Below are 12,278 nucleotides of genomic sequence, written 5' to 3'. Positions count from 1 at the left end.
CGAGAGGCCACCCAGGGGCGGCCTCTCACGGCGCTCATCCGACGGCGCCGGAGACTCCTGAGGGATCAGCGAGCGGAGGGAGACCCAGCAGCGACAACGTCGCGATGCGGCTCCCTGCTCGCCCCTAGGAAAGCGGAGGCGCCAAGAGGATGAGCGAAAACATTCTGTTAGTCAACAATCTGAGGTCGACATCATGTCGACCTGCGTTTTATTACTAACTAAATAAAGCAATCAAGAATAAAAGTATAATTCCGATAACAATCAATGTGCCGACAGCCTTAAAAGCACGTGCAAAACCCATTCCAACAGCTATGCCTAAAGGAATAGCGATGACTGGTGTGAACATAAATGAGCCTAAGATAGCGATGATCCATCCTAGTGTAGGATGGCCAGAACTTTCCTCTGTATAAACAGGGGAAGAGTAGTGGTCGGGAATTGTTTCAATTTCTTGATGTGTCGGATTTTGATTAGATGAAGACAAATTTAACTGGATGAGATACTCTCTGCGCTGTGTCGGATCAGATAAATATTCGTAGGCTTCTTTAATTAAAAGAAAGTGCTCAGGGAATGTCTCGTTATTGAATCGCTTAACTTGTGCATAGTAACTTTCTTTTATTTTTTCTTGTGCTGCATAAGGATTTACATTCAATCGGTCAAAATAGTTCATCGATTTCAATTTTGCCAAAGGGATTGATGGGATTTGATGAGATGAACGATTGCTCTGATTTTGGGTTGCAGATTGAGTGGATTGTTCTCGATCCAATTGTGCTGAATATTTTTTTCGTTCAGTCGGATTAGATAATACTTCATACGCCTCTCGAACAAGAATGAAATGGTCAGGATAAAGTTCGTTTGAGAAAACTTTAATTTGCTCATAATATGATTTTTTAACGGTTTCTTGATTCGCGTACACATTGATTTTTAGACGGTCATAGTAATTCATTGCTCTTAATTTTTCTAGTGAGATGACGCTCGAAGTCGATTGTGTTGATGTCAAGGTACGATCGTATTGAATACGAGACAATGGATCAGTCAAAGTGAGTAAAGCCTGCTTCATTACTTGTGAAGGTTGATTATCATTTGTCTGAGCTTTGATTACGTAAGCTCGTTTAATTTCTTCTTTTGAGGCTGTTTCTTTCACGCCTAACAGCTCGTAATAGTTCATAAACTTCATCCTGTCTACTAGAAAATTTAAAATTGGGTAAATAGGTATAAAAATTTTATTATTTGTAAAATATAAGGTAAAAAATAGTTACTTTTCCTTTTATTTATACTATAAATGAAGTAGAGAACATTATAAAAGCACTATTTTTTTATATAGGTCCATAATCACAAAAATATAGCAGATTTGAGGATTAACAGATGAATCATTATGAAATGCTAGATGTGAGTCAGTCCGCTACGCAAGACGAAATCAAAAGGGCCTATCGTAAGAAAATGCAGAGCCATCAAAACGAGACAGATCCCGAAATGTTCATGCAAATCCGAGCTGTTTACGAGATACTAATCGATCCCACAAATCGTAAATCGTACGACGAAGGTTTGGCGTTAGGTGATCGACGACTCAACTTGTTAGAGTTACTTGAATCAAAAATTGACACAGCTCCAAATGAGGTGATCTGGAGAGACGTCGAGACGCTAGTACCATTTGCCGATCAATCCGAACGCGTGGCGGTAGTGGTCCTACAATCCTGCTATTTCTTAAACCGATTTGAGGAGGCAATCGATTTAGCTAAACGTCTAGAGCGTTCCAATAGTCTCTCCGCTCAATTGCGAGAATACTATGCATACAATTTAAGGTCTGTTTCGAAATATGATGAAGCAATCCGTCAATTCAAATTAATCGTATTCGAGCAAAACGAAGAAGTTCTAGATACGCTTCTTGCATATGGCCGTCTCTTAATGCAAGCGAAACAGTACAACGAGTCTAAAGTCCGTTTTGAAAAATGGATGTTAGCTCACAAAGAACGACGAATGATGGTGTGGAAAGAGTGGATGGAATGTACGATTTTCTTTGGACGACGTGAAGATTATGAGTTGCCACTTCTCTGGCTCAAAAATCGTTTTAGCAAAGAAGAAGACGCTCAAGCACGTGACTATTTGACTGGGATGTGTATCCGTGCAGAAGAATATGAGCGGCACGACGCGATGCAAATTTTATTAGATGAATGCGCAGATTGGATTCGTTTAGATGGCATTGATCCCGATTACTTAGATGCGGTTCGCGAACTAGGGGGCGTTCGAGAGGAGATGGACGTAGCCTATCAAGCTCAAAATATTCCGTTAGAATTTTTCTATCCAGCTTACACGTACATCAAAGAAATCAAAGGAACTGCTGAAGAAGACGAGAATCATGTGAACGATTTTGTATTCTTAGAAGGGTGGTTGAATGAGGACGAAATCAATAGAGCTTACGTGATGAAATTCAAATTACTTTATCCAAAAACGTATCAGTTTTTAAAGAAAAAGTACGATATTTGTTTCGAACACACGGACTGGAGGTGAGGAGATGGGCAACCAAATTTCAGCTTATGAATGGATGTCAAAATCTATTAATCAAAACCTTTCCCAGTACGAAGACAATGATATTGAGGATGCGATGATCCGCTTGTTGCGAATCAAAGTTAAGAAGAGCATACATACATTAGATGAACGAATGGATCGCGACTATAGTCGGCTTGTTGAAAAAGCAGGGGATCTTGAAATTGTACGCACTCCACTTACGTATTTGAATAGTTTTTATCTCAGTTTAGACGGTGATGTGGCGATGAAATATGTCCAAGCTGCGTTGGCTGAAAAAGGTATCCGTGTCGGCGATGACGTCGAACTAAGCAGTGCTTCAGATTTAAAGGATTTGTATGACACGTTACAGCGCGTCTATAAAGTCTCAGAATTGGCGTCCAAATTGAATGTAGACGTTCAGAAAACATTAGAGTGGCTACATCTCACAATCCGCGCGATTGAAAAAATTGAGCATTTCGATCAACAGAAAAAAGATACAAAAGAATCAATTTTGAAAGAACTGGAGCAAATGATTGGATTAGGTTCAATCAAACAAGAGATTTATGACTTGTTGGATTGGATTGAATTTAGCAAGCTGAGAAAACAAGCAGGTTTCAAGACGCAACCGCTCACCTTGCATACCGTCTATTCAGGAAACCCTGGGACAGGGAAAACGACCATCGCTCGTCTAGTTGGCCGTTTGTTGAAAGCGATGGGGCTGCTGAGTAGTGGGCATATGGTTGAAGTATCGCGGCAAGATTTGGTCGCAGAATATGTGGGCCAGACAGCCGTGAAGACTCAAAAGCAAATTAACCTGGCACAAGGTGGTGTCCTCTTTATCGATGAAGCCTATTCGTTGGCTAGAGGTGGAGACACTGATTTTGGAAAGGAAGCAATCGATACACTTGTAAAAGGGATGGAAGACAAACGCGACCAATTCGTCATTATTTTGGCAGGGTACCGACACGAAATGAAGGAATTGATTAAGATTAACCCTGGTCTTGAATCGCGCTTTACCCGTTATTTTGATTTTCCAGATTACGATGTGGACGAGCTGATGCAAATTGCTGAGCTTCAATTGGGACAGTCCCAATACGTGCTCGAGGACCGAGCTAAGAATAAGATGCTTTTATTTTTAGAGAGAGGCCATCAAGGCAACGGACGTCTCGTTCGAAATTTTGTGGAAGCTTTGATTATGCGTAAAGCGGTTCATTCTGTGACGCATGCCTCAACTGATTTGCAACTGATAACAGAGGATATGGTCAGTCAGGTGATTAGGGACTGGAAGCGATGAATATCATTAAAAATATCAACATCTTTACGACTGATAAGCCTACTAAAATCCCTACAGAAAAAAAGTCCCGTAAACTTATAAAAAAACCTTTCCTCAATCTAGTAAAAGAGTTAACAGATATGTGGTCGATTCCAAATGATTCATCTGATTGTTACTACAACTCAATGTATGGTCGAATCAATAGTCATCGCAAAGGAAATTACATCATTGATTTCTCATCAGTCAGTCAACTGAGTCAAAAGGCGACGCATATTACCCTAAAGCATCTGGAAAGCATTACTTTAGATGTGTGTACAGTGACGTCAAAATCAGAAAATCTTTATTTGCAAGCGAAGAAAGCATTATCAATTAATCCTAAGTTGGAGAACAATCTTTTTGAAGAAATACCTTTCAGTACTTCTAGTCGACTAAATGCGCTATCGATAGCAGTTGTGGAAAGAGCAGAAATCACATTTTTCAATGACATTGTCTCTGTCTCGATAAATCTTATTGAGCTCGAACCACAGCTCGAGAATGAAATCATGCGTTATCTCTTAAATTTAATCCCACCTTCACTATATTCATATTATCTAAGTCAGAAAGGACAAGTTAATGACATGAAATCATTATCTCCTGCGCAAAAACTGCGAGAAGTGTGCCAAAACTATTTGGAGATGAGCCTGCAATCACCTCCTGTTATTCATCGTTCCTCTTCCGTCGATCAAGACGTTGTCGAAAAGCTCGAGCAACTTATTAATGAGACAAAACAAGCAAAACGAATGACATTTAAAACAGCAGAAGAAATCAAACAAGTAGTACTAGAAGCATCTGGGGTTGAAGAGGAAGTTACTGTCTCTGACGACCGCGAAAGATTTATTAGTACAGTTATTGAATTATACGATAGCATGTTCCATCTCGTTCGGATGTTCAGAACAAATGGAGACGGAGAGTTATTTGCAGCGACTTCAAAAGAATTAAAACGTATGGAATTCATGTTAAGAGAAATTGATTTAGAGGCACTTCATGCGATTGGAAAGCAAATCGATCCCACCTTCATGCAAGGTGTCGCTGTAGTTCCGTCTGCAGAAGCAAATGGATTAGATCAATATGTCGTCTACGACGAAATTCGAAAAGGGTTTAAAGATTTAAAGAAAAACCGTGTCATTCGAGAAGCGCAAGTCATTACAGTACTTAACTAAGGAGCAGACATCATGGGAATTAAAGTAGGAATCGATTTAGGGACAACGAACTCGGCCATTTCGTATATCAAGGACGGCAAGCCGGTTATCATTGAGAACAAAGAAGGACAACGGACAACACCATCCGTGATTTATATCGATGACAAAGGTAATACAACGGTCGGAAAACAAGCTAAAAACATGGCCGTATCTATGCCAAAAAGCGTCGTTAACGAATCTAAACGATTGATGGGGACAGATACAAAAATTGACGTGAATGGAAAGATGTTACGACCTGAAGAGGCGGGTGCTCGTGTACTCGAGTATCTAGTTCGAAGTGCCGAAGAACGGACTGGCCAAAAAGTAGATGAAGCAATCATTACTGTCCCAGCATATTTTAACGATACACAGCGCCGTGCGACACAAAAAGCTGCTGAGATTGCAAAATTGAAAGTAGAGCGACTCGTCAATGAACCGACAGCAGCAGCCATCGCATTCGCATTTGAAAATTTAGATAAAAACTCAACGATGCTCGTTTATGACCTAGGTGGCGGAACGTTTGACGTTTCGATTGTCGAAGTGTTTGACGGGATGGTCGAAGTCAAAGCGAGTGCAGGGAACAATAACCTCGGTGGGAAAGACTTCGATGAGATGCTCGCAAAATACATCATTCAAAAATATGAACAAGATCAAGGAATCGAATTATCAAGTCTACCGGACTATGAAGCTATTTTCCTTCGTATTAAAGAAGCATCTGAAAACTTGAAAATTCAGTTATCACAACAAGAGATCGGTTCAGCCGTATTGCCGTTCATTGGACTTCATAATAATGTGCCGCTTTCTTTAAATGTAGACGTATCACGTGCAGAATTTGAGTCATTGATTAAAAAATCAGTCGAATCCACTATCAATGAGGTGAACGAAGCGCTTAAAGATTCAAAACTTGAATTAACAGACATCACAGACGTTATCATGGTCGGAGGATCGACTCGAATTCCACTTGTACGCGAAACGGTTCAAAAATATTACGGCCGTCCACTTCGTGTCGATATTAACCCGGATGAAGTTGTAGCGCTCGGTGCCTCTGTACAAATGGGATTAAAAGCGCAAGATGAGACGTTAAAACGTAATACGAACGGCGGATTGATGGTCATCGATGTTTGTCCTTACTCGTTAGGAACTGGAGTTTTACGGGGGCATCACGATTCAACGACTTATTACGATGAGATCATCCCACGAAATACGACCATTCCGACAGTGAAAAACAAAGTATATTTCACGATGCATGATAATCAAGAGATGGTTGAGATTGAAATTTATCAATCAGAGAAATATACAGGCACGGAAACGATTCATTCTCCTGGAATCGTTCAATTAAGCAATCGTCCCCTCATTATCGAAGGATTACCGCCGCGCCGCGCCGGAGAAGTGAAAATCGAGATCGGCTTTAAATACAACATGAACGGTATTTTGGAAGTGACCGCGGAGATTCTAGGTTTTGGAATCAAGAAAGAGATGACGGTCGAACCGAAGAGTGGTATGACGTATTTCGAAACGCAGGAAGCAGCAGCCACGCTCGAGACAGATGTCACGAAAACCGAGTTATACACTAGAATGAAGCCAATTATCATCCGGGCTGAGCAAATGTTGAAGACTGCTGTCGGAAATGACCGTGAGAAAATTGATACGTTGTTGAGACAGTTAAAAGATGCGATGTTCAGTAATGACGCTGATCGAGCAGAGCAACTCGAGATGCAGTTGACAGATGTCTTGATTGACTTGATGTAAGGAGAATCTACCATGTCGAGTGCGACGTATTCATTATTTTATTTGCAGGAAGCTTCGAGACTAACAATCTCAGGCCAACCGTTTCAAGCGTATGGGCTACTCCAGCGAAATGGCTTGGAAGACAGTGATTTAGGCCATGTACTTCAACGAACACTTCCGGATTACGAATCGGCGATGGCAATGATTGATGAATTCCAACATCATCTATCCAATGACTTGTCAAAGGCACATCTGATTTCGAAAAAATTGCCTGAATTAATCTATCCTGAATCGCTTCAAATGCAACGTCTTGCTGTCTCTGTATTAGAAGATGACGAGAAAATGGTTGAGCATCTGTTACAACAATTACCGATAAAACATCCGTTTCGGACTCAAGTGGAAAGTCTTTTAACAGCTCCAGTCGAAAAGCGGAAGGAGTCAGCGGCTATCTTGCCTGTCGCTGCTGCTCTACTTTTGTCGATTGGAGCCGGTTACTGGATTTATCAAGAGGGGCAGGGTGATGTGTTGTCGATGGCTTCTCAAGTTGAGAAAGCGCAGGCAGAAGGTGCGGCTAGCACTTTAGAAATTGAAAAATTGAAACAAGAATTGAAAGATAAAGAAGATGCGATTCAGTCATTAGAGACGAAGTACGAGCAAGAGCTCGCTGCGTTAGTTGCTGAAGAAGAAGCGTCACTGGATGACGGTGGATTGTCCGGATTTACGGCTTACTCGGAGGGAAGATATGAAGAGGCCGTCAAGTTGTTGGATAATATGGAGCCGATCGGTCTATACAATCAGGAAACCATCGACTTCTATAAATTGATGGCTGAATATAAGACGAGTGCCCAATCAAGAGATATACTGAATCAATTCGAATCGCAGTATCCAACTTCGGATTACTTAGGTGATGCATATTTCTCTTACTACGTCGCTTCTGGAAAACAAAATGGATTTTCCGCTCAACTTGCTGCAGAAATCCAATCTCGTTTTGCCAATCACTGGTTTATCAATGCGTTGTAAAGAAAGGCGGAGACTATGAACCCCTATGAATTATTAAATGTGACGCCTCTCTCTAGTCAGGATGAACTGGAAGCGTCCTATCGAGAACTGTGTAATCGTTATCCGAAAGATACGCATCCGGAAGAACGCCGCCTTGTCGACGAAGCCTATAAGGAGATTATGGCAGAGCGAGACGCCATTGGTAGCAAAGTCGGTGCTTCACCTGTAAATGAAAATCATCAAACAGAAGACATACATTCCGCCCCTGAACCGATTGCTCATCAAGAAATCGATGAAAAGGCGGCGGAAGTGATTCCTTTTAAGAAAAAAAGAAAGTGGCCGATCCTCGTAGGTTTTATCGCGACGCTCCTACTAGGCATGTGGATAAGTGATTGGATGAACTCGGATGCCGGATATGATGAATACGCCTACGAATCAGAAACGGACGCATCGACAAATGAGTCTTCAGAGACGGAGGAACCGCTTGAAGCTGTAGATGAGGAAGCGGAAGAGAGTGAAGCAGCAGCTAAAGAGGCAGCGGCGGACAAAGAACGAGAAGAGCGAGAAAAACGCGAGATGGAGGAACGGCAAAAAGAAGAAGCGGTCGAACTCGTCAATGAGTGGAGTCCTTCTTTCTTTTATGAAGTCCAATATGCGTTAGTGAACCGCTCAACGAGTAATATGGAAATGACGACAGCGAAATTTAGAAATGAGTTTCAGCCGACTTTAACGAAGATGGTAGATACAAATGTCATTTTTGAAGGAGAAATCGAAGCTTCTCCAATTCATAAAGGGGATTTAGTTGAAGTAGGTCAAGATCGAGTCGTCGCAAAAGTGAAAACTGACTATTCCTCGCTATCTTACTCACCGTATTTAAGAAACGAGCCTGAAGGCGCTCGAATTGAGTGGCAATTAACATTTGTTAATCAAGGCGGGGACTGGGTAGTGGATGAGCGGAAATTGCTGTCTGATACATCAAAAGGGAGAATTGACCCTGTACGTGATGAAGTGAAAGAGGACATTGTCGATACAATTGATACGAATGCGAGCGATTGGCTGAATGCATATCGGAACAAAGACGTCAGCTATTTTTCAAAAATTCGTTTCTCTGAATACTTCGATCGTCAAAAATCTTACTATAAAGTTTTAGACAAGAACAATTGGTATTGGGAAGGCGACTATTTGGGGCTCGACTATAGTTACGATTCAATTGTAATTGAGGAAACGAACCCGCTTAAGGCAACGATTGAAGCGCGAGCCTCTTATCAAGGTGATTATTACGATGAAGACACTTACGAATTCGCAGAGCTTGATGATTCAGAGCCTAGTGTGTTTCGATATTCTCTCGAATATGACTATAATGATCAATCTTGGTACATCGTGAACACCAAGTTACTAAAAGCTTTTTCAAAAGGTGACGTACGGTCTTATAGCTATTACTGATTTAAAGTTAAAGAGGTATGGGTAGCTTCAGCAGTTTGCCTGAAGCTACCTTATTTAGACTGTATGTAAAATGAAACGAAAGTAAATAAGTGTCCAAAATATATTGAGCATGTATATCATGTTACACATGATATACGAATAATAGAATCGATTATAAATGAGTAAAATAATTTTTGGTTGTGTAAGCACTTCAATTTAGAATTAATAAAATTAAACTACTAAAAGAGAGTAAGGAGTAACACTTCAATGTTAGAACAGTATAACCTGAAAAAAGAAGCTTTGATAAAAGCCATGAAAAAAATAGATGATTTAGGAATACCTAAAAATGATGTTGCAAAAAAGCACGTAATCTTTTTGGATGGAAATGCCTATCCACCAGTTTATCTATTATCGATGGCTTATGCAGTTACGTACGGCCGACTACTAGATACTAGAGAAATAAAAACTGAAAGATTATTAATCAGTGATTACGAAAAACTTGGTTTCGAAACAATGACTTTAGAAAAGTATCATGAATTTCAAAAAGCTGAATGGGATAAACTTAATTCATTAACCGAGGATCAAGAAAGTATGTTGGATAACCTAAGAGATAATTCAATGGACTTAGCAGAATTACATAAGATTATGGAACATAGAATTGACAAATCTTCAATGCGAGAAAGACTAATAAAATCAAATGGGAAATGCGTTTGTTGTGATATATCTTCTCCAGACTTATTGTTTGTAACAAGCATAATCCCGTTCGAATTTTGTGAAGAGTATGAAATTGTCGATGAGCACAACTATTTATTGATGTGTTCTCATCATAAAACATTGTTTCAGAAAGGATACATTAGTTTTGATTCCGATGAAAAAGTTGATTTAGCGGAGTTCACTAAAGAGGAAGAAGTGATTTTTTACAATTTAAATTCTTTTAAAGAACATCAATTCTCTGAAGGACAAACTCACTATTTAGACTGGCATTATGATAACGTGTTTAATAAAAAAGTATAAGGTGAAGAAATAGCAAACACATGAAAAGCAGCTCCGGATAATTGAAATACGGAAGCTGCTTTTCTCATCACTAAGAAATAATAAGCTGTATTTATTTCGGTGTTACAGAAGAAGACATCGCCTCTTCAAACCGTGCCGTAATCTGTTGCGGCCGCGTGATGGCCCCGCCGACGACGACGGCGTGGGTGCCGAGGTCCATACAGCGTTTCGCCATCTCGGGCGTTAGAATATTGCCTTCAGCGACGACCGGTTGCGTGACGTGGTCGAGCACGTCCTTCAAGAACTTGAAATCGTCGTGGAAGAGGAGTGAGCCGTTCGTCTCGGCCGTATAGCCGTGCAGCGTCGTCGAGATGTAGTCGAAGCCGAGTCGATCTGCCTCGATACAATCCTCAAGCGTCGCACAGTCGGCCATCAACAGTTGATTCGGATAAATCGAACGGATGGCGTGGACGAGTTCTTGGAGCGTCATCTTGCCGGGACGCGGGCGCTGCGTCGCATCGAGGGCGATGACGTCGACGCCGACTTCAACTAACTCCTCAATTTCCTTCATCGTCGCCGTGATGAACACGTCGCTGTCCGCATAGTCGCGTTTGACGATCCCGATGATCGGGACGTTTACTTGCTGTTTGATTTCACGGATGTCTTTCGCCGAGTTAGCACGGATGCCTTTGGCGCCGCCTTGGACGGCCGCGATGGCCATCCGTCCCATGATGAAATCGCTATGGAGCGGTTCATCCTCGAGTGCCTGACACGAGACGATCAATCCGCTTGGTAAATCGGTCATCATTAATCACTTCTTTCTTTAAGTCGATCGAGCGCTTTCAGTGTTTTTAGATAATGCGCTTTTAAGTCTTCATTCGTTTCCATCAACGTCTTCGTCACCGCGTCTGCCGTGAAGAGGAGCGGGAGTTGTGTATTGATCAAGAACGCCTCGCCCGACGCGCCGGCCGTCAACAGTCGATGGTCGACGAGCTCGGCGAGCGGGGAGTGCTGATAGCCGACGAAGGCGATGGTCGTACAGCCTGATTCTTTGGCGAGCTGGACGGCTTGGACGACCTCTCGGCTCTCGCCGCTGTTCGAGAAAGCGATAATCAAATCGTCTTTCGTCGCGATCGAGGCGTCCATGACCATGCTGTGACTATCGAACGCCGTCGTCGCGAGCAGTCCCATCCGCCGCAAGCGATACTCCATCTCTTGGGCGACGAGCCCGGCGTTACCGAGTCCATATAGATGAACCGAGCGGCAACGTCGGATATGGTCGCAGATGGCGAGTAGTTCCTCTTGGTCGATCAAGTGGGCGGTCGTCTGAATCAATTCGATATACGACCGCTGCATCGGTTCGAGCGACGTCGCCGTCTGGGGCAAGTTCGTTTCCGTCAATGTCTTTTGCATCATGAGCTTTAGCGCCGAATAGCTCCCGACCCCAATCGTTTTGCAGAACCGGGTCACGGTCCCAGGTGACGTCTGGATGGCTTGCGCCAACTCGGTGATCGTCAACTCGATGGCGTCGTTCATATTCGTCATGAGGTAATCGGCAATCTTTTTCTCACTGTCCGTCATCTCTGGATAGACGTCTTTCATTTGTTCCCACACGGCTGTTCCCTCCAACACAATTCGTTATTCGCCCCGGCCTAACGCCTCTTGGACTTCATTCTTAATAATTGTAACAGAAGGACCGTAAATTACTTGAATCCCATTTCCTTTTTGCACAACCCCGTGGGCGCCCGTCGCCTTCAACAAATCCTCGCGGACGTGCTGGTGGTCGTTAACGGTGACGCGGAGGCGTGTCGCACAGCAGTCGACCGTGTCGATGTTGGCATCGCCACCGAGTGCGGCGATGATGGCCGTCGTGCGGTCTGATGCGTCGACGTCGGCCGCTTTCACAGCCGTCTCGTCTGAACGTCCCGGCGTCATGAAGTTGAACTTCGTGATGAGGAAGCGGAACGTCACGTAATAGAGCAAGAACCAGAAGGCACCGATGACCGGTACGAGCATCTGTGAACGCTAGAATAAAATTGACAGTTTTTGCTCGATACGATTTTACACTATTGCCGAAGAATCAGAACAGAACTCCGATAGAGTAGTTGAGGCTATTTTATCTGGAGGGAATGGATTTGGAGGAA

10 protein-coding genes and 1 pseudogene are annotated in these 12,278 nt (G+C 42.6%); 7 read left to right on the top strand and 4 right to left on the bottom strand.

What is annotated here, in order from left to right:
- Window positions 1–214: 214 nt before the first annotated feature.
- The gene (locus EVJ33_RS15020; protein WP_161566941.1) at window positions 215–1,165 is read right to left on the bottom strand and encodes a J domain-containing protein; all 951 of its coding nucleotides are present in this window, start codon (window positions 1,163–1,165) and stop codon (window positions 215–217) included.
- A 197-nt stretch (window positions 1,166–1,362) separates the two neighbouring features.
- Here EVJ33_RS15020 and EVJ33_RS15015 point away from each other — a divergent pair, with 197 nt between their 5' ends.
- From EVJ33_RS15015 to EVJ33_RS14985, 7 genes are all read left to right on the top strand, one after another.
- Entirely contained in the window at window positions 1,363–2,505 is a 1,143-nt protein-coding gene (locus EVJ33_RS15015) for a J domain-containing protein (RefSeq protein ID WP_131438344.1), read from the top strand.
- 4 nt (window positions 2,506–2,509) lie between these two features.
- Window positions 2,510–3,796 (top strand): AAA family ATPase, encoded by a 1,287-nt coding sequence (locus EVJ33_RS15010; protein ID WP_131438342.1) that lies wholly within the window; start codon window positions 2,510–2,512, stop codon window positions 3,794–3,796.
- Window positions 3,793–4,974, top strand: coding sequence for a nucleotide exchange factor GrpE (grpE, locus tag EVJ33_RS15005; RefSeq protein WP_131438340.1), 1,182 nt, complete (start codon window positions 3,793–3,795; stop codon window positions 4,972–4,974). The genes EVJ33_RS15010 and grpE overlap by 4 nt, the downstream gene beginning before the upstream one ends.
- Window positions 4,975–4,986: 12 nt before the next feature.
- Window positions 4,987–6,741, top strand: coding sequence for an Hsp70 family protein (locus EVJ33_RS15000; protein ID WP_131438338.1), 1,755 nt, complete (start codon window positions 4,987–4,989; stop codon window positions 6,739–6,741).
- 12 nt (window positions 6,742–6,753) lie between these two features.
- The gene (locus EVJ33_RS14995; RefSeq protein WP_131438337.1) at window positions 6,754–7,740 is read left to right on the top strand and encodes a hypothetical protein; all 987 of its coding nucleotides are present in this window, start codon (window positions 6,754–6,756) and stop codon (window positions 7,738–7,740) included.
- A gap of 15 nt (window positions 7,741–7,755) precedes the next feature.
- Entirely contained in the window at window positions 7,756–9,162 is a 1,407-nt protein-coding gene (locus EVJ33_RS14990) for a hypothetical protein (protein ID WP_131438335.1), read from the top strand.
- Window positions 9,163–9,408: 246 nt separating this feature from the next.
- The gene (locus EVJ33_RS14985; protein WP_131438333.1) at window positions 9,409–10,155 is read left to right on the top strand and encodes an HNH endonuclease signature motif containing protein; all 747 of its coding nucleotides are present in this window, start codon (window positions 9,409–9,411) and stop codon (window positions 10,153–10,155) included.
- Window positions 10,156–10,246: 91 nt separating this feature from the next.
- Here the strand turns inward: EVJ33_RS14985 and EVJ33_RS14980 are convergent, their stop codons facing one another.
- The 3 genes and pseudogenes from EVJ33_RS14980 to EVJ33_RS14970 form a co-directional block, all read right to left on the bottom strand.
- Window positions 10,247–10,939 (bottom strand): N-acetylmannosamine-6-phosphate 2-epimerase, encoded by a 693-nt coding sequence (locus EVJ33_RS14980; RefSeq protein WP_131438331.1) that lies wholly within the window; start codon window positions 10,937–10,939, stop codon window positions 10,247–10,249.
- A gap of 2 nt (window positions 10,940–10,941) precedes the next feature.
- A complete protein-coding gene (locus EVJ33_RS14975) occupies window positions 10,942–11,748 on the bottom strand; it encodes a MurR/RpiR family transcriptional regulator (RefSeq protein WP_131438329.1) in 807 nt (268 codons plus the stop codon).
- 24 nt (window positions 11,749–11,772) lie between these two features.
- Window positions 11,773–12,135: pseudogene (locus EVJ33_RS14970) on the bottom strand (glucose PTS transporter subunit EIIB); the annotation flags it as partial.
- Window positions 12,136–12,278: the final 143 nt, after the last annotated feature.

The organism is Exiguobacterium sp. SL-10, assembly GCF_004337025.1.
In the GTDB taxonomy this organism is placed as follows: Bacteria; Bacillota; Bacilli; order Exiguobacteriales; family Exiguobacteriaceae; genus Exiguobacterium.
Note: the sequence above shows the minus strand (reverse complement) of the source record. Positions and strands in the feature narration are given on the sequence as shown.